This is a genomic window from Thermodesulfobacteriota bacterium (genome assembly GCA_030583865.1).
Lineage (GTDB): Bacteria > Desulfobacterota > GWC2-55-46 > GWC2-55-46 > GWC2-55-46 > UBA5799.
Genome location: CP129479.1, coordinates 462,143 through 480,380 on the forward strand (window position 1 = coordinate 462,143; position 18,238 = coordinate 480,380).

General features: G+C 59.6%; 15 protein-coding genes. All 15 read left to right on the forward strand.

Going from position 1 to position 18,238, the window contains the following annotated elements; translation table 11 throughout:
• Position 1: 1 nt before the first annotated feature.
• The 15 genes from murD (at position 2) to QY316_02255 (ending at position 18,159) form a co-directional block, all read left to right on the forward strand.
• Positions 2-1,375, forward strand: a complete 1,374-nt coding sequence (gene murD / locus QY316_02185) for a UDP-N-acetylmuramoyl-L-alanine--D-glutamate ligase (protein WKZ33236.1) — start codon at positions 2-4, stop codon at positions 1,373-1,375.
• Positions 1,376-1,404: 29 nt separating this feature from the next.
• The gene (ftsW, locus tag QY316_02190; protein WKZ34059.1) at positions 1,405-2,472 is read left to right on the forward strand and encodes a putative lipid II flippase FtsW; all 1,068 of its coding nucleotides are present in this window, start codon (positions 1,405-1,407) and stop codon (positions 2,470-2,472) included.
• 6 nt (positions 2,473-2,478) lie between these two features.
• Positions 2,479-3,591: an undecaprenyldiphospho-muramoylpentapeptide beta-N-acetylglucosaminyltransferase gene (gene murG, locus QY316_02195; GenBank protein ID WKZ33237.1), complete on the forward strand. Its 1,113-nt coding sequence runs from the start codon at positions 2,479-2,481 to the stop codon at positions 3,589-3,591.
• 21 nt (positions 3,592-3,612) lie between these two features.
• Positions 3,613-4,998, forward strand: coding sequence for a UDP-N-acetylmuramate--L-alanine ligase (murC, locus tag QY316_02200; GenBank protein WKZ33238.1), 1,386 nt, complete (start codon positions 3,613-3,615; stop codon positions 4,996-4,998).
• 2 nt (positions 4,999-5,000) lie between these two features.
• On the forward strand, positions 5,001-5,939 hold the full coding sequence (gene murB, locus QY316_02205) for a UDP-N-acetylmuramate dehydrogenase (protein WKZ33239.1): 939 nt from the start codon (positions 5,001-5,003) through the stop codon (positions 5,937-5,939).
• 15 nt (positions 5,940-5,954) lie between these two features.
• Positions 5,955-6,857: a D-alanine--D-alanine ligase gene (locus QY316_02210; GenBank protein ID WKZ33240.1), complete on the forward strand. Its 903-nt coding sequence runs from the start codon at positions 5,955-5,957 to the stop codon at positions 6,855-6,857.
• 11 nt (positions 6,858-6,868) lie between these two features.
• On the forward strand, positions 6,869-7,696 hold the full coding sequence (locus QY316_02215; GenBank protein ID WKZ33241.1) for an FtsQ-type POTRA domain-containing protein: 828 nt from the start codon (positions 6,869-6,871) through the stop codon (positions 7,694-7,696).
• On the forward strand, positions 7,680-8,909 hold the full coding sequence (ftsA, locus tag QY316_02220; GenBank protein WKZ33242.1) for a cell division protein FtsA: 1,230 nt from the start codon (positions 7,680-7,682) through the stop codon (positions 8,907-8,909). The genes QY316_02215 and ftsA overlap by 17 nt, the downstream gene beginning before the upstream one ends.
• 60 nt (positions 8,910-8,969) lie before the next feature.
• Positions 8,970-10,130: a cell division protein FtsZ gene (gene ftsZ / locus QY316_02225; protein WKZ34060.1), complete on the forward strand. Its 1,161-nt coding sequence runs from the start codon at positions 8,970-8,972 to the stop codon at positions 10,128-10,130.
• A 267-nt stretch (positions 10,131-10,397) separates the two neighbouring features.
• Positions 10,398-12,119, forward strand: a complete 1,722-nt coding sequence (locus tag QY316_02230; protein WKZ33243.1) for a radical SAM protein — start codon at positions 10,398-10,400, stop codon at positions 12,117-12,119.
• 159 nt (positions 12,120-12,278) lie between these two features.
• Positions 12,279-14,813 carry a TIGR03960 family B12-binding radical SAM protein gene (locus QY316_02235; GenBank protein ID WKZ33244.1) on the forward strand — a complete coding sequence of 845 codons (2,535 nt, stop codon included), beginning with the start codon at positions 12,279-12,281 and terminating at the stop codon, positions 14,811-14,813.
• Positions 14,814-14,852: 39 nt separating this feature from the next.
• Positions 14,853-16,325, forward strand: coding sequence for an Rne/Rng family ribonuclease (locus QY316_02240; protein ID WKZ33245.1), 1,473 nt, complete (start codon positions 14,853-14,855; stop codon positions 16,323-16,325).
• Between the two features lie 535 nt (positions 16,326-16,860).
• The gene (locus tag QY316_02245; GenBank protein ID WKZ33246.1) at positions 16,861-17,526 is read left to right on the forward strand and encodes a cytochrome c; all 666 of its coding nucleotides are present in this window, start codon (positions 16,861-16,863) and stop codon (positions 17,524-17,526) included.
• Positions 17,523-17,894: a c-type cytochrome gene (locus QY316_02250; protein ID WKZ33247.1), complete on the forward strand. Its 372-nt coding sequence runs from the start codon at positions 17,523-17,525 to the stop codon at positions 17,892-17,894. The genes QY316_02245 and QY316_02250 overlap by 4 nt, the downstream gene beginning before the upstream one ends.
• Positions 17,895-17,949: 55 nt before the next feature.
• Positions 17,950-18,159: a DUF2065 domain-containing protein gene (locus tag QY316_02255; GenBank protein WKZ33248.1), complete on the forward strand. Its 210-nt coding sequence runs from the start codon at positions 17,950-17,952 to the stop codon at positions 18,157-18,159.
• Positions 18,160-18,238: the final 79 nt, after the last annotated feature.

Here is an 18,238-nt window from a genome sequence, read left to right on the forward strand (position 1 = left end):
CATGAAAGGGGACTGTATCGGCGCAGCCAGGACTTCCCTTGGCGGGAAGAGCGCCGTAGTGGTCGGGTTGGGCAGGACCGGCATTTCGGTTTCCAGGTTCCTCCGCAGCTCCGGCGCAATGGTCGTTGCGACCGACTCGAAAGACGCCGGGAAGATAGAGGGGTTCGATAGCCTGCTTTCCATGGGGGTCGAGGTAAGGGCCGGCGGCCACGAAGGGGTGGGCCTTGACGGGGTGGACCTCGTGGTCGTGAGCCCGGGGGTGCCTTCGGACCTGGCGCTCCTTGAGCGGGCAAGGGAGAACGGGGCCGAGGTCATAAGCGAGATAGAGCTCGCGTGGAGGTTCATGGACGCCCCTGTCCTCGCCATAGCCGGGACCAACGGGAAGACGACCGCCACCGCCCTCCTCGGAGAGGTGATGAATAAGGCGGGGTTTTCGACCTTTGTCGGCGGCAACATCGGCACCCCTGCGATAGAGTACGTCGAGAAGAACGGGGGCGCGGACTTTGTGGTCCTCGAGGTATCGAGTTTCCAGCTTGAGAATGTAAGGCATTTCAGGCCCCGCGTGGGGGCGCTCTTGAATATTACCGACGACCACCTCGACAGGTACAGGGACTTCGGCCATTACGCGGAGACCAAGATGAGGCTCTTCGAGAACCAGTCCGCGGGAGACTTCGCGGTCTATAACGCGAACGACCCGGCCATAACCGGAAGGGCGCGCCTCCTCGGGTGCGGAAGGGCCGTGCCGTTCACCCTGGAAGGCAGGGTGGACGAAGGGCTCTTCCTGGACGGTGGCTCGATCGTCTTTCGCCGTGACGGCGGAAGGGAGGAATACCCGGTAAGCGGAATTAAGCTCAAGGGGCTCCACAATATCGAGAACGTCATGGCGGTCATAGCCTCCGCGCGCCTTTCCGGCGCCGAAAGGGACGCGGTGCTGGAAGCGCTCTCGTCCTTTACGGGCCTCCGCCACAGGATGGAGGTCGTGAGGGAAAAGGGCGGGATAACTTACATAGACGACTCCAAGGGCACCAACGTCGGAGCGCTCATGATGGCGCTCAGGGGGCTGAAAGGGCCGGTTGTGCTCATAGCCGGCGGCGTGGACAAGGGCGGCGACTACGGCGTGCTCGCGGGGCTCGTGAAGGAAAAGGTCAAGCTCATGGTCCTCATCGGGGAGGCCAGGCCCAAGATAGAGAAGGCGCTGGGAGAGTGCTGCCGGACGGTCCTCGCTGGGTCGTTCGAGGAGGCGGTTGCGGCTGCGCATAAAAACGCGGCCCCCGGGGACACGGTCCTCCTTTCCCCCGCCTGCTCGAGCTTCGACATGTTCAGGGACTATAAGGAAAGGGGAGAGCGGTTCAGGTCGCTCGTGGAGGCCCTCTGATAAAGATAAAGGACATAGACAGGGTCCTCATAATCTCGACCCTGCTCCTCGTGGTGCTCGGGGTGGTGATGGTCTATTCCACGAGCTACGTGGTGGCGATGAAGAGGTTCGGCGACGAGTACTTCTTCGTGAAGAAGCACGTGACGTACGCCCTGGCCGGGGTCGTCATGATGATAGCCGCCTCAAGGGTGCCCTATGTCGTCTATAAAAAGATGGCCTACCCGATACTCATCCTGGCCGCCGTCTTCCTTGTCTTCATCTACATACCGGGCATAGGCTTTTCCGCCGGAGGCGCCCGGAGGTGGATACGGCTCGGCCCCATAGCGTTCCAGCCCTCGGAACCGGCGAAGCTCGCGGTGATATTCTTCCTCGCGTACTCGCTCGCCGCCAAGAAGGACCTCATAAAGACCTTTTCCCCGGGGTTTCTCCCGAACGTGCTCATACCCGGGGTGATAATAGGCCTTATCATGTTCGAGACCGACCTCGGCACCTCGCTCGCGCTCGCTTCGATCGTATTTCTCATGATATTCGCCGCGGGCGTAAGGCTCCGGTATTTGCTCGGCTCTCTCGCGCTCCTGGGGCTCGCCATCTGGGTCGTGGTGCACAATTTCAAGTACATGATGGACAGGATAATGATATTCGTCGACCCCTGGAAAGACCCGGAGGGCAAAGGGTTCCAGATGATTCAGTCGTTCCTCGCATTCGGCTCCGGCGGGCTTTACGGCGTCGGCCTCGGCGAAGGCAGGCAGAAGCTCTTTTTCCTCCCTGAGGCGCATACGGATTTCATCCTCTCGGTCATAGGGGAGGAGCTGGGCCTCATAGGCGTTACCGGTGTCGCGGCCTTCTTTCTCGTGATACTCGTCTGCGGGATAAAGGTGGCGCTCAAGGCAAGAGACCTGCACGGGCAGTACCTGGCCCTGGGCCTCACCTTCATGATAGTCTTCCAGGCCGCCATGAACATGGGCGTCGTGATGGGGCTCCTGCCCCCGAAGGGGCTGCCGCTGCCGTTCATAAGCTACGGAGGGACGGCGCTCATGGTGAACCTCATCGCGGTCGGGATATTGCTCAACATCTACATCAGGGAAAACGAGGCCTGAGGGGGAATGGCGGTCCGTGAAGAAAAGGCGAAAAAGGGCTTAAGTCTTGTCTTCGCCGGCGGAGGGACAGGCGGACACCTCTTTCCGGCGATCGCGCTTGCCGAGGAGTTCAGGCGGAGAGATCCTGGCATCGACATAACCTTCATGGGCGGCAGGGGCGGCCTCGAGGAGAAGGTCGTCCCGAAATACGGCTACCCTCTCAAGGTCTTCAAGGTCGAGGGGCTGAAGAGGAAGAAGGGCCTCGGGCGGATAAGGGCGGTCTTGAAGGCCGCCAGCTCCACGATGGAGGCGCTAAGGCATTTCCGCTCGACGAGGCCGGACGGGGTAATAGGGAGCGGAAGCTACTCGTCCGCGCCGGTCGTGACCGCGGCAAGGCTCCTGGGTATAAGGACGGCCATATTGGAGCAGAACGCTCTCCCTGGGCTCACGAACAGGGTCCTCGGCAGGTTCGTAGACAGGGTCTATATCTCCTTCGAGGAATCGAGGGGGTACTTCCCCGGAGGGCGCACGATATTGAGCGGCAACCCGGTGCGGAGGGAGATCGCAAGGAAGCTCGAGGACAGGAGGGTGGCGGACAAGTTCTCGATACTCGTCTTCGGCGGGAGCCAGGGCGCCACGGCCATCAACGCGGCGTTCCTGGACGCCATAGAGTTCCTCACCGACATCTGGAGCGGCCTCCGGATAGCGCACCAGACCGGGAAGGAAGGCTACGACGCGGTGGTCGCCGCTTACAGGAGGAAGAGCCTCAAGGCCGAGGTCTCGGTGTTCATAGAGGACATGGGGGGCGCATACAGCTCCGCCGACCTCGTGGTATGCAGGGCCGGCGCGACCTCGCTCGCGGAGATAACGGCATCCGGGCTCGCGGCCATACTGATACCGTATCCGTTCGCGTCGGACGACCACCAGGCCGTCAACGCCCGGTGCCTTGAAAAGGCCGGGGCAGCGGTGATGATAAGGCAGGACAAGCTTACCGGCGCGGTATTGGCGGAGGCCATAAAGAGGCTCTACCATGACCGACAGGCCCTGAGGGTAATGCGCGAGAGGTCGAAGTCGATGGGCAGGCCCAGGGCCGCGCAGGAGATAGCGGAAAATTTTTTGAGGTTATTAGGGGCGGCTTAGGCCCGCGAAAGAGGTGAGGCGGTGTACAGGGGCAGGATACGGAAGATACATTTCATAGGAGTCGGCGGCAGCGGCATGAACGGCATAGCCGAGGTCCTCGTCAACATGGGCTACAATGTGACCGGCTCGGACCTCTCCGAGAGCGAGACCACCAGGAGGCTCAAGGGCCTCGGGGTGACCATATTCATAGGCCACAGGGCGGAAAACGTCGTCGGCTCCGACTGCGTGGTCTATTCCTCCGCCGTAAAGAAGGAGAACCCGGAGATAAGGGAGGCCGAATCCAGCCAGATTCCAATAATCCCCAGGGCCGAGATGCTCGCCGAGCTCATGCGCATGAAATACGGCATAGCCATTGCGGGCACGCACGGGAAGACCACGACGACCTCGATGGTCTCGATGATACTCGCCGCGGCCAACATGGACCCTACTATCGTCACTGGCGGGAAGCTTAATAGCCTCGGCGCCAACGCGAAGCTCGGGGGCGGGGACTTCCTCGTCGCCGAGGCCGACGAGAGCGACGGGAGCTTCCTTAAGCTGTCGCCCACAATAGCCGTGGTCACGAACATCGACAGGGAGCACATGGACCATTACCGGGACATGGAGGAGGTCCGGGGCGCGTTCCTCGACTTCATGAACAAGGTCCCGTTCTACGGATGCGCGGTAATATGCCTGGACCACCCGGTCATACAGGGCCTCATACCGAAGATAACCCGGAGGTTCAGGTCCTACGGGCTCACGGCCCAGGCCGACTTCCACGCGAAGAGGATAGAGCCTGACGGCATGAAGACCTCTTTCGAGGTCTGGGACGGCGGCGCGCGCATGGGGGAGATAACCCTCAATATGCCCGGCGAGCACAACGTCTACAACTCGCTTGCCGCGGTCGCCGTGGCAAGGGAGCTGGAGATACCTTTCGAGAGGATAAAGGCCGGGCTCGAAGGCTTTACCGGCGTTGAAAGGCGTTTCCATTTGAGGGGAGAGGCCGCCGGCATAACCGTGGTCGACGACTACGGGCACCACCCCGAGGAGATAAAGGCCGTGCTCAGGGCCGCGAGGAAGGGCTGGACAAGGAGGGTCGTCGCGGTATTCCAGCCGCACAGGTTCACGAGGACCAGGGACCTCTTTAACGAATTCCTCTCCTCCTTCAACGACGCGGAGAAGGTCATCATAACAGAGGTCTATCCCGCGGGCGAGGAAAGGATAGAGGGCGCATCGGGCGAGGCGCTCTACAAGGGCATAAAGGCCTACGGCCACAAGGACGTATCGTACGTCCCCGAGCTTGCAAGTCTCCCGGAGCACCTGTCCGGCGTAGTCGAGACCGGGGACATTGTCATAACGCTCGGGGCCGGGGACGTCTGGAAGGCCGGGGTGGCATTCGTAAATACGCTTAAGAGCAGGGCGGGCGCGTAGCCGTGCAGGCCGGAAGGGGCAGGGAAGACAGGGATTCCATGCAGTATTCGTTATTCTTCATACAGCGCTTCAAGGGCAAGGTTCTCTTCAACGTGCCCATGAGCGAGCACACCTCGTTCAGGATAGGCGGCCCGGCGGACGTCATGGCCTTTCCGCAGGACGACGGAGACCTAAAGGACCTCGTTGCCTTTGCCGAGTCCAAGGGCTTCCAGTTCCACGTCCTCGGCGCGGGCACGAACCTCCTTGTGAGGGACGGCGGCGTCCGGGGCATAGTAGTCAACATGTGCGAGGGTTTTAAGGACACAAGCTGGCTCGACGAAGGGAAGGCGATAGTCGGCGCGGGGGTGAAGCTTCCGGAGCTGGTTTCGCAGGCCAGGGACAGGGGCCTTTCCGGGCTCGAGTTCGCGGTCAATATCCCGGGGACGGTCGGCGGCGCGGTCATGATGAACGCCGGCGCGTACAACGGCGAGATGGCGGACGTGGTGGAGGGGATAGAGGTAATAGGCCGGAAGGGGCAGAAGGGCTTCATACCGAAAAGCGAGCTCAACTTCTCGTACAGGAAGGCCGTGCTCCCGAAGGGAGCGATAGTGACACGGGCCCATATGCATTTCCGAAAGTGCGACCCCGGGGAGATAAGGGGGAAGATGGCGGAGTTCAGGGAGAGGAGAAAGGCGTCGAGCGCGATACCCTACCCCAACGCGGGCTCCATATTCAAGAACCCCGAGGGCAGGATAGCCGGGAAGCTCATAGAGGAGGCGGGCTTGAAGGGCGAGCGCTCGGGCGGGGCGATGGTCTCCGAGGCGCACGCCAACTACATAGTCAATGCAGGCGGGGCAAAGGCAAAGGACGTGCTCGCGCTCATGGCCCTCGTAAGGGACAGGGTCTTCAGCTCCCTGGGCATCGTGCTCGAGCCTGAGATAAAGGTTATAGGGGAGGATTAGGCATTGAGGCCCGGCATGCTTAAAAAGAAGAAGATAGGCGTACTCATGGGCGGGACTTCCGAGGAGAGGGAGATTTCCCTCAAGACCGGCAGGGCCGTCCTGGGCGCGCTCCTTGAAAAGGGCTACAGGGCCGTTGCCATAGACGCTGGAAAAGACCTGCCGGCCAGGCTCAGGGCCGGGAAGATAGAGGTGGCCTTTATCGCGCTCCACGGTAGACACGGCGAGGACGGCTGCGTGCAGGGCCTCCTCGAGGTCATGGGCATACCTTACACCGGCTCCGGCGTAAGGGCCTCTGCAATGGCCATGGACAAGGCGGTCGCCAAGAAGGTGATGGAGAGCCACAATGTTTCGACCCCGAAGTCCCTTGTCCATGACGGAAAGAGCGCCGTCACGCTCAGGCCCCCGCTCGTCGTAAAGCCCGCGTGCCAGGGCTCGGCGATAGGCGTGAGCATCGTAAAAGGAAGGTCCGGGCTCAAAAGGGCGCTTGAGCTCGCCGGCAGCTTCGGGGGCGGCGTGCTCGTCGAGAAGTATATAGAGGGAAGGGAAATTACGATAGGCATACTGGACGGCGCGGTCCTTCCGACCATTGAGATAAGGCCCAGGAAGGGCTTTTACGATTACAGGGCCAAGTACACGAAGGGCATGACCGATTTCCTGGTCCCTGCGCCGATCCCGAAGGCTGTCGAAAGAAGGGCGGCCAAGGAGGCCCTTGCCGCCTACCGGGCGCTCGGGTGCTCCGGCGCAGCCAGGGTGGACGTGATGCTCGGCAAAACCGGGACCCCTTATGTGCTGGAGGTCAACACGGTCCCGGGCATGACGGAGCTGAGCCTCCTTCCGAGGGCTGCGGAGGCGGCGGGCATGGACTATCCCGCGCTCGTGGAAAAGATACTGAGGGGCGCCGGGCTTAATAAGTTCTGATGAAAAGGATAATGAAAAAAAAGAACAGGAGGCTCAAGGAGCCCTTCAGTCTCCGGGCCGCCCGCGCTGCAAGGAGCACGGCCAGGGTCCTTGCCTTCGCGCTGCCCTTGCCTATCCTCGCCTTCGGCTCGTGGTGGGCGCATGGGAAGCTCACGACCGCCAGCTATCTGAACATAACCGGCATAAGCGTTGTCGGGGCGGAGAGGGTGGGCGAGGAGGACGTAATAGGGCTTTCGGGCCTCAAGGAGGGGCAGAACCTCTTCTCGTTCTCCAAGGACCAGGTCGTATCGAGCCTAAAGGCCAACGCGTGGATAGAGTCCGCGAGCATCGATAGAAAGCTCCCGGACAAGGTCGTCATAGAGATAACCGAGAGGCGGCCCGCGGTATTCGTGAAGACGGACGCGTTATACCTTATGGACGCGCGCGGGATAATATTCAAGAGGTACTCGGCGGAGGACGAGGGGCTCGACCTCCCGGTCGTGACCGGCTTCATTCCCGGGAGGTTCGGGGAGAGGGAAGAGGAGATGGAAGGCAGGCTCCTTGAGCTGATATCCCTGTTGAACAGCCGGAGCGGCTTCAATATAGCAGGCGTATCGGAGATAAGCGTAGACCCGGCGCACGGGCTCTCCATATTCACCCTCGACGAGGGGGTGAGGCTCGATGTGGGCCTGGACGGGTTCGAGGAGAAGCTCCTCTCCTTCGAGAGGATACTCGGGACGAGGGACGGGGTGCTCCGGGGCATAGAGGCTTTCGACCTCAAAAACCACCGCGAGGTGGTGGTGAGGTTTGCAACCGACGTTGTAAAGAGAGGCGGTGAGGCGAATGGCGAAAAGGGATAACATAATCGTCGGGCTCGACATAGGCACGACCAAGATATGCGCCATAGTCGGCGAGAAGACCCGGGAGGGGGTCGAAGTAATCGGCATAGGCACCCACCCCTCCAAGGGGCTCCGCAAGGGCGTGGTCGTGAATATCGAGAGCACGGTCGAGTCCATCCGGAAGGCGGTCGAAGAGGCCGAGCTCATGGCCGGATGCGAGATAAACAGGGTCTACTGCGGCATAGCGGGCGGCCACATACGCGCCTTCAACAGCCACGGCGTCATCGCCATAAAGAACAGGGAGATAAACCAGGCGGACATCGACCGCGTGATAGAGGCGGCCCAGGCGGTCGTGATACCCCCCGACAGGGAGGTGATACACGTCATCCCCCAGGAATACATAGTGGACGACCAGGAGGGCATACAGGAGCCGCTGGGCATGATAGGGATAAGGCTCGAGGTCAAGGTGCACATAGTGACCGCCGCCGTGACCTCCGCGCAGAACATCGTTAAATGCGCGAACAAGGCCGGGCTCGACGTCGCGGACATCGCCCTGCAGCAGATAGCGTCGAGCGAGGCGGTATTGAACCCGGACGAGAGGGAGATAGGGGTCGTGCTGGTCGACATCGGCGGCGGCACGACCGACATTGCCCTTTACCACGGCGGGACAATAAAGTATACTACGGTAATTTCACTCGGCGGGAACCAGGTCACTGGCGACATCTCCGTGGGTTTGCGGACTACCGCGAACGAGGCGGAGAAATTGAAGCGCGAGCACGGGTGCGCCATGACCGCGATGGTATCGAGGGACGACGTCATGGAGGTCCAGAGCGTCGGCGGGAACACCTCGAAGACCGTCTCGCGGTACATGCTCTGCGAGATAATCGAGCCGAGGGTCGAGGAGATATTCCAGCTCGTAAAGCGCGAGATAATGAAGTCCGGCTACGAGAACCTGGTCTCCTCGGGCGTTGTCCTCACGGGCGGCACCGCCGCGATGGAGGGCATAACCGAGCTCGCGGAGCAGGTCTTCAACCTGCCGGTTAGGAGGGGGCTCCCCATAGGCATAACCGGGCTCGTGGACGTGGTGAAGGGCCCCATGTACTCGACCGGCGTGGGCCTCGTACTCTACGGCGGGAAGCACCTTAACGGCACGCAGTTCATGAGGGGCTCGGACAGCACCCTTTTCAACAAGCTCTCTTCCAGGATGAAGGGCTGGATGAAGGAATTTTTTTGAGGCGCGGACAAGCGGATTTGAAAATACTCTCGGCGGCGGATATCAAGGAGGTGCTCGATGGTGATTGAAATGGACGAGAACTTTAATTGCGGCGCGAAACTCAAGGTCATCGGGGTCGGCGGCTGCGGCGGTAACGCCGTGAACACCATGATAGAGAGCGGGCTTGACGGGGTCGAGTTCATGGCGGCCAATACCGACAGCCAGGCCCTCGAAAAGTCGCTGGCGAGCATCAGGGTTCAGCTCGGCGGGAGCCTCACCAAGGGCCTCGGCGCCGGCGCAAACCCCGAGGTCGGAAGGAACGCGGCGCTCGAGAGCAAGGACCAGCTCGTCGAGGCGGTGCGGGGAGCCGACATGGTATTCGTGACCGCCGGGATGGGCGGCGGCACGGGCACGGGCGCGGGCCCCATAGTAGCGGAGGCCGCGAGAGAGGCCGGCGCGCTCGTAGTGGCCGTCGTGACCAAGCCCTTCGCCTTCGAGGGCCAGAAAAAGATGAGGCAGGCCGAGGACGGCCTTAAAAGGCTCCGCGAAGTCGTCGACACCGTGATCACCATCCCGAACCAGAGGCTCCTTTCAGTCGCCAACAAGAACACCTCCCTCAAGGACGCCTTCAGGAGGGCCGACGAGGTGCTCCTTCAGGCCGTCCGCGGAATATCCGACGTCATCACCATCCCCGGGCTCGTGAACGTGGACTTCGCGGACGTGCGCACCATCATGTCCGAGATGGGGCAGGCCCTCATGGGGAGCGGCTCCGCAAGGGGCGAGAACAGGGCAGCCGAGGCCGCAAGGAAGGCCATATCCTCGCCGCTCCTCGAGGACATCTCCATAAGCGGCGCAAAGGGCATACTCATAAACATCACCGGCTCCTCGGACATGACCATCCACGACGTGGACGAGGCGTCGAGCCTCATACACGAGGAGGCGCACGAGGACGCGAACATCATCTTCGGCGCGGTCATCGACGAGTCGATGGGCGAGGAAGTAAGGGTGACGGTCATCGCCACCGGCTTCGGAAGGGAAGGCCGCCAAAAAGAGGTGATCGCCCCTGCCATGGTCCTCGACGACAACCTCGACGTGCCGACGGTCCTCAGGAAGGGCTTTGACAGGGGCGGCTATGAGCTGAAGAGCACGGAAATAAGGAGGCTCGGAAAGCTCGGCGGCTTCAACGTGGACGACGAGGACCTCTATGATACGCCGACCTTCCTCCGGAAGCAGGCGGACTGACAAGGGCGGCCTCTGAAAATTGATCTTTTCCCCGGACTCTGCGTAGTTACGGGAAAAGCTTTTAGAGTCGCCGAAACCAGTCCGCCTCCGGATGGGGCGCTTTCAGGCGCCAGTCAGTAATGATGTGGAAAAGGACAAAGGCCGCTCTGTCCAGTGAGGACGGCCTTCGCCGCGCTCCAGCCAGTTTTCCCTGGGGCGCGCCTACCCTCCTTCCCGCCTTGTAAACCCGCAATCGCTATGGGATAATTTCAAGGATGCGTTCTATTATTGCCCGGAGGCAGCCCGATATCCTGGTCTATTAAAAAAAAGATAAGGGAGGCGCTCTCTATCGAGCGCGGGACCGTTTACAAGGAGCACGGCGGAAGGCTAAGGCTCGCCCTCGTCTACCCGAACACCTATGGCGTCGGCATGGCGAACCTGGGTTTTCAGTCGGTCTACATGCTCGCGAACGACATGGAGGACTGCGCGTGCGAGAGGGCCTTCCTGCCTGACAAGGACACCCTTCTTGAACACGAGAGGACCGGAACACCGCTCCTGTCCTACGAGTCGCAGACCCCCCTGGCGGATTTCGACGTGATCGCCTTCGCGATCCCCTTTGAAGAGGACTACGCCAATGCCATAAGGATACTCGATCTCGCGGGCATAGGGGCCAGGGCAGCGGAAAGGGCCGGACAGGGGCCGCTCATCGCCGCAGGCGGCGTGGGGGTCTCGCTCAACCCTGAGCCCCTGGCGGATTTCATGGATTTCTTTCTCATAGGCGAGGCCGAGGGCTCGTTAAGGCCGGTCCTTGAGGACATCAAGCGGGGTATTGAAACGGGCCGGGGCAGGGGTGAAACACTCGATGCCCTGGACTCTTTCAGCTGGGTATACGTGCCGTCTTTCTATGGGTTCACCTATGAGGGGGCGGCGATAAGGGAGATACGGCCCAGGCCGAACGCGAAACCCGTTGTAAGGGCGGCCAAGGCAATGGATGTGAACGGGCTCCCGGTCCCGCGTAGCTTCGTCTACACGCCACATACCGAGTTCAATGAAACCTATTGCGTGGAGGTCGAGCGCGGCTGCGGAAAGGGGTGCCGGTTTTGCGCAGCCGGGTTCCTGTATCTCCCGCCGCGCATGCGCGGTAGCGAAGCAGTGGCCGAGGCGATGGACGAAGGCATGGCGCGGGCCGGAAAAGTGGGGCTCGTGGGCGCGGCAGTATCAGAGTATCCGGAGATAAAGGACCTCCTTAAGAAGGGCATTGGGAAGGAAACGACCGTCACGCTTTCATCCCTCAGGCTCGACGAGCTTGACGAGGGGTTCCTATCGCTTCTCAAGGAAGCGGGATACAGGACCATAACGCTTGCCCCGGAGGCCGGGACCGAGCGGATGAGGGACATAATAAACAAGGGCATCACGGACGCCGGGATAATGGAGGCGGTCCGGCTCATAAGCGAGGCTGGTCTAAGGAGGGTAAGGCTCTATTTCATGGTCGGCCTCCCCGGGGAGGCCGACGAGGACGTGCAGGGCATAATCGACCTTTCGATTAACATAAGGAAGGCGCTCAAGGGCGGGGAGGTCAATCTTAGCCTTAACCCCTTTGTCCCCAAGCCCTGCACCCCTTTCCAGTGGCACCAGTTCGCCTCTCTCGAGGTCATCGAAAAGAGGATGAGCGCGGTCAAGAAGGCGTTGGGAAAGGCCGGAATAACCGTGAGGGAGCTCCCTGCCAAAGAGGCCTTTGTGCAGGCCTATCTTTCAAGGGCCGACAGGAGGGCCGGAACGATAATCGAGGCGGCCTCTCAAAAGGGCTGGAAGAGGGCGATAAAGGGGCAGGAGGAGTTTGTAAAGGAATCGGTATTCCACCCGAGGGGAAAGGACGAGATACTCCCCTGGGACATGATAGACCACGGCATAAAAAAGGACTACCTCTGGAAGGAGTACCAGAAGGGCCTTGCCGGAAAGACGACGCCGCCGTGCATTGTGGGGAAGTGCACGAGGTGCGGGGTTTGCTGAACCATCCAGCATAAGATCAAATTCTTCCCCCTTTGAAAAAGGGGGATAAGAGGGGGATTCAGATGTTTTTAATCACCCCTCGCCCCCCTTTAGAAAGGGGGAAGTTAACGGACAGCAATGCCATCGATGATTCAAAAAAAGAAAACGCGCAGACCGATAATGACCATTGACATAAAAAAACTCCTTCCCCTCGTAAGGAAGCCTTCGAGGTACGTGGGCGGGGAGGTCAATTCGATAAGGAAAGACCTCTCAAGGGTAAAGCTCGCCTTTGGCCTGGGCTTCCCTGACGCCTACGAAATAGGCATGAGCCATCTGGGCATCCAGATACTCTATCAGATACTGAACGGCAGAGAGGATATCGCATGCGAGAGGGTATTCGCGCCCTGGTCCGACATGGAGAAGCTCCTCAGGGAAAGGGAACTACCGCTATCCACCCTCGAATCCGGCATACCGCTAAATGAGCTCGACATACTGGGCCTTTCTCTACAGTATGAGCTTTCCTATACGAACGTCCTCAATATCCTCGACCTGGGCCGCATCCCCTTTTTCGCTAAAGAGAGAAAGAAAGACGACCCCTTTGTCATCGGCGGCGGGCCGGTCGCCTTCAACCCTGAGCCCGTGGCCGAGTTCTTTGACGCCTTCCTTTTGGGAGACGGCGAAGAGGCCGCATTGGAGATAGCCGACGCCGTCGTCGAGTGGAAGGAGAAAGGCAGGGAAAGGGAAGAGGCTTTAAGGGCCCTTGCCCGCATACCGGGCGTCTACGTGCCCTCTTTCTTCGAGCCGGAATATAACGAGGACGGCACCGTGAAGAGGATAGTCCCGCTCATTGAGGGATACGAGAGGGTCGTAAAAAGGACCGTCCCGGACATTAACGCCCTGCCGCTTCCGACCAGGCCGGTCGTGCCCTTCATGGAGACGGTCCACGACAGGGTGAGCGTCGAGATAGCGCGCGGCTGCACAAGGGGCTGCAGGTTCTGCCAGGCCGGGATGATATACAGGCCGGTGAGGGAACGGGAGCCGGCGCTCATAAAGAGGATCATCGAAGAGACATTGAGTAATACCGGCTACGACGAAGTATCGCTTCTTTCCTTGAGTACCGGCGACTATACGGACATAGAAGCGCTCCTCTCAGGGCTGATGAGGAGGTTTTCCGAGGAGAAGGTGGCGGTATCGCTGCCTTCCCTGAGGGTCGGCACCTTGAATTCAGCGCTGGCCTCCGAAATAAGGAAGGTGAGGAAGACAGGCTTTACCCTCGCGCCCGAGGCGGGGAGCGAAAGGTTAAGGCGGCTCATAAACAAGGGCATAACCGAGGAGGACCTCCATGCGGCGGCCCGCGACATATTCACGCTCGGCTGGAGCTCGGTAAAGCTCTATTTCATGATAGGGCTACCCACTGAGACGGAAGAGGACATGCTCCATATAGTCCGGCTTGCCGGGTGCGTTAAGAACATCGGCAAGGAGGCCTCGGGCAGGTGGCCGCAGATAAACGTGAGCGCGTCTTCCTTTATCCCCAAGCCCCATACCCCGTTCCAGTGGGAGCCTCAGATTATGATGGAGGAGGGGATTGAGAAGCAGGCGGTCCTCCGGCGGGAGCTTACGAAACTGAAGCTCGGCTTCAAATGGCACGACGCGGACATGAGCCTCATGGAGGGCGTATTCTCCAGGGGCGACCGGAGGCTCTCGAAGGCGGTTCTCATTGCGTTCAGGAAAGGGTGCAGGTTCGACGGCTGGAGCGAGTTCTTCGACTTTGCGAAATGGAAGGAGGGGCTTTCCGAGGCAGGCCTGGACCCTCATTTCTATACGCTACGGAAGAGGCGCTTTGACGAGGTCTTCCCCTGGGACCACCTTGAAACAGGCGCGACAAAGAAGTTCCTCATAAAGGAGTACGAGAAGGCGCTTGAGCTTGCGGGGACCCCGGACTGCAAGGCAGGCAAGTGCTCGGACTGCGGCCTCTGCGATTGGAAGGCCATAAGGCCCAGGTCCGCCTCCGGCGGGGCGGATCATGGCGCGGATGAGGCGAAAAGGCCCGTTCCGCCGGACGAGGTCTTCAGGACGAGGCTCAGGTATTCGAAAACCGGCGAGGCAAGGCTTTTGAGCCACCTTGAGCTCATGGCCGCTGTCATCAGGGGCATAAGGCGGGCCGGCCTCCCCATAAGGTACTCGCAGGGTTTCCACCCCATGCCCAGGCTCTCGTTCGGGCAGCCTTTGCCGGTGGGTATCGAGTCAGTGGACGAGTACATGGATATGGAGCTGTCCGGAAAAACGGAACCGGCCGGGCTGGTGGAGAAGCTCAACCGGGAAATGCCCGAGGGGATAAGGTTCCTCTCCGCTTCCTTCTTGCCCTTGAAACTTCCGCTCCCCTCTGGTATCATGACTGAGTATATTATCACATTGATGAAGGACGGCCCTCTGGGCTTGGATATAGATTCTGAACGAATTGATGGGCTTTTAAGGGATTTTTTAAGCAGGGACTCCATTCCGGTAAGTATCGAAAAGGAAGGCAGGACAAAGGACGTAGACTTGAGGCCGCTCGTCGGCGGGCTTTCCCGCACCGACGGCCTGACGCTCAGGCTTATGCTCAAAAAAGCCACGGGCGCGTCTGTCCGGCCTCACGACGTGCTCGCGTGCCTTCTCGGCCTGCCAAGGGAATCCGCCTCCTTAATCCCCATCCTGAAGACCAGGTCCGTCCAGTAAAGGCGCTCTTTACCGCTACCGAGAGCGTCCACCGCGGGTATGAAAAACACAAAAACAGAACTTGTTATAAGCTCTAACCCCTTTGAGACCAGGGTGGCGCTTATCGAGCAGGGCAGGCTCTCCGAATTCTACGTGGAGCGCGCCAAGGACAGGGGCATAACCGGCAATATCTACAAGGGCCGTATAGTCAGGGTCCTTCCGGGCATGCAGTCCGCCTTCGTCGAGATAGGCATCCAGAGGACCTCGTTCCTTCACGTCTCCGACATAAAGGAGCCGCCCGAGGGCTTTGAGGAGGACGAGGAGGAGCACAAGCGGCACGCGAACGTCCGCATCCAGGACATCGTGAAGGAGGGCCAGGAGATAATGGTGCAGGCCGCGAAGGAGCCCATCGGCACCAAGGGCGCCCGCGTGACTTCCTATGCATCTCTCCCGGGCCGCTACCTTGTCCTCATGCCCACCTACGACAAGATCGCAATATCGAGGAGGATATCGAGCGAAAAGGAGAGAAGGAGGCTCCGCGAGATAGTCTCTTCCATGCGCCAGCCCGGGTACGGCTTCATCATACGGACCGTCTGCGAGGGCATGAGGAAGGAAGACATCCAGGCGGACATGGAGTTCCTCATAAAGCTCTGGAAGGCCATCCTCAAAAAGAAGGAAGAGGTGCGGACGCCGGGGCTCGTCTGGGCCGAGCTGGACCTTACGCTAAGGACTATAAGGGACCTCTTCTCCGAGGACATAGAAAGGCTCGTAATCGACTCCAGGGACGAGTACGAGCGGGCGAAGAAATTCCTCGATGAGTTCATGCCGCACCTTGCCGGAAGGCTTGAGCTCTACGAGGGCAAGGAAGACGTATTCGACGCGCACGGCGTGGAAATAGAGCTCACCGACGCGCTCGAAAGGAAGGTATGGCTCCGCTCCGGCGGGCATATAGTGATAGACCAGATGGAGGCCTTGACGGCCGTCGACGTAAATACCGGGAAATACGTGGGCAAGAGGAGCTCCGAGGACACGATAGTAAAGACGAACCTCGAGGCGGTAAATGAAATTGTCTACCAGCTCCGCCTCCGGAATATCGGCGGCATCATCGTAATAGACTTCATAGACATGGCAAGGCAGTCCGACAGGGAGAAGGTCTATAACACCCTCAAGGAGGCGTTGAAGGCAGACAAGGCCCGCACCAACATATTGAAGATCTCGGAGCTCGGCATAGTCGAGATGACGAGGAAACGGGTGAGGGAGAGCCTCTCGCAGTCGCTCTGCGAGCCCTGTCCCTATTGCGACGGGAACGCCCAGATAAAGGCCAAGGACACCATAATAATGGACATATACAGGGAGCTTGCGAGGGAGCTTCCCTTGAGGAAGAAAAAGGCGACCATCTACGTGAGCCCGTCGATCTCCGAGCGCATAAAGGAAGACCCCGCGCCCATACAGGATATAGAGCGCAAATTCGGGAAAAAGGTCTTTATTAAGCCGGTAGAGAGGTTCCATCAGGAAAGATACGAGATCATCTGAAGGCAACCGTAAAAATTGATCTTTTTCCCGGACTCTTTGTCAGGCCGCGAATAAAAATGCTCACATATCATCATATTTGCTCCGCTTTTTATTCCCGGCCTTCCTTGATTGAGGGAAAAATCTCAAATTTTTAGCAGGCTGCTGAAAAAATCGTTCTCCGTCGTTGTCTTAGTCGCTTGGCACCCCGGCGTACACGAAAAGTACGCCTCATTCCTTGCTCCCCTGTTCCTAATGGGGCCTCGCAGCTGGAGCTTTTTGAGCAGCCTGAATTAAAAACGGAGGGTTTCAGCAAGCTGCTCATATTGATCTTTTCACCGGAGTCGGTGTAAAGCCGTGAAGAATGCTCACATATTATCATATATGCTCCGCTTTTTATTCCCGCCTTCCTCGTTTGCCGGAAAAAATCTCCAATTTTCAGGGGTTGCATGAACATCCCAGAAGCCCGTGTTTTGAAAGGGCTTTTCAGCTCAAAACCCTTGACAAAAGAAACCCGGCCCGTTACCATGAATCTGCACATCATTATCCGGGAGTGTAAATGCTTAGAGCCGTTTATCTAGCCGCCATTCCGGCCCTGGCCGCGGCGCTCTTCATATCGACCGGCGCCCATGCCGGGGTTGCTGAGGGTAAAAAGGCGTTCGAGGCCAGAAAGTGCGCCTCGTGCCACCAGGCCGCCGGCCCGGCGGCTGAAAAGACCATAAAGGACCAGCTCTCAAAAAAAGGCCCTGAGCTATGGTATTCCGGCAGCAAGTTCAAGGCCGGGTTCCTCGAGAAATGGCTCGCTGACCCGAGGCCCATAAGGCCCCTGGCCTATAACTCCGTGACCGAGAGGAACCCGGGCGGCCACCCGAGGCTTGCCGGGCAGGAGGCGGCGGACGTCGCGGCCTATCTGATGACCCTCAAGTCAGCCGACGTGAAGCCGCTCGGCATACAGGCGGCGGACAACCCCAAGGGCAGGATCGCATTTGTAAGAAAGCATTCATGCTACGGCTGCCACCAGGTGAGGACGAGGGGCAGTCTTGTCGGGGGCTTCTCCGGCCCTTCGCTCGCCGAGGCCTCCGAGAGGCTCAATCCCGACTGGGTGTACGCGTATCTCTCAAAGCCCTCGGTATTCAAGCCGGTAAAGATGATGCCGGTCTACGCCGGGGTAATCAACGACGCGGAGATAAAGGGGCTTGCAGCGTATGTGGGGAGCCTGAGATGATGGCCATGACGAAGGGGCTCCTGATAACGGCTTTTGCACTCATTGCGCTCGGAGCGGCGTATGAACCCGCTTATGCAGCTACCGCGGAGGAGAACTACAGGTTCCACTGCGCGCAGTGCCACGGCCTCGAGGGAAAGGGGAACGGCATAAACGCGACGAGGGAGATGCCCGTAAGCCCGAGAGACCACACGAGCGCGCTCGAGATGGGAAAGCTTACGGACGCGGACATAATAAACGCCATAACGGACGGCGGGCAGGCGACAAGCAAGTCGAGCCTCATGCCGCCGTACGGAAAGACGCTTTCAAAAAACGAGATACTCGAATTGAAGGACTATTTGAGGAAGCTCTGCAACTGCAAGGCAAGGTAAACCCTTCAAGCAAGCTTAGGCGGCCCAAAGCCGCCTTGGACAAAAGAGACTGGAAATGGCTTCAGAAAAGTTCGGCTTCCTCCTCATGGTCCTCGGGGCGGTCCTCGTAATAGAGGGCATCCCGTATTTCGGTTTCCCAAAGGCCGTAAAGGAATGGGCAGGGTTCCTTCACAGGCTCCCGGAGAAGAGGATGAGGCTCTTCGGCTTCACCATAATGGCGGTCGGCATCACCCTTCTTTTCGCCATCAGGGACATCTGGCGTTGAGGCGCGGATCTGCGCGGGTGACAATGGGCGCTTCTCCAGTACGGCAGCATAAAAGCATCCCAAGGCCGGACCTTCAGCC

Excerpts from the sequence above, each read along its gene's own strand:
- murD (WKZ33236.1), top strand. The coding sequence starts at position 2 with ATGAAAGGGGACTGTATCGGCGCAGCCAGGACTTCCCTTGGCGGGAAG.
- murG (WKZ33237.1), top strand. The coding sequence starts at position 2,479 with ATGGCGGTCCGTGAAGAAAAGGCGAAAAAGGGCTTAAGTCTTGTCTTC.
- QY316_02210 (WKZ33240.1), top strand. The coding sequence starts at position 5,955 with ATGCTTAAAAAGAAGAAGATAGGCGTACTCATGGGCGGGACTTCCGAG.
- QY316_02215 (WKZ33241.1), top strand. The coding sequence starts at position 6,869 with ATGAAAAAAAAGAACAGGAGGCTCAAGGAGCCCTTCAGTCTCCGGGCC.
- ftsA (WKZ33242.1), top strand. The coding sequence starts at position 7,680 with ATGGCGAAAAGGGATAACATAATCGTCGGGCTCGACATAGGCACGACC.
- QY316_02235 (WKZ33244.1), top strand. The coding sequence starts at position 12,279 with ATGACCATTGACATAAAAAAACTCCTTCCCCTCGTAAGGAAGCCTTCG.
- QY316_02240 (WKZ33245.1), top strand. The coding sequence starts at position 14,853 with ATGAAAAACACAAAAACAGAACTTGTTATAAGCTCTAACCCCTTTGAG.
- QY316_02245 (WKZ33246.1), top strand. The coding sequence starts at position 16,861 with ATGCTTAGAGCCGTTTATCTAGCCGCCATTCCGGCCCTGGCCGCGGCG.
- QY316_02250 (WKZ33247.1), top strand. The coding sequence starts at position 17,523 with ATGATGGCCATGACGAAGGGGCTCCTGATAACGGCTTTTGCACTCATT.
- QY316_02255 (WKZ33248.1), top strand. The coding sequence starts at position 17,950 with ATGGCTTCAGAAAAGTTCGGCTTCCTCCTCATGGTCCTCGGGGCGGTC.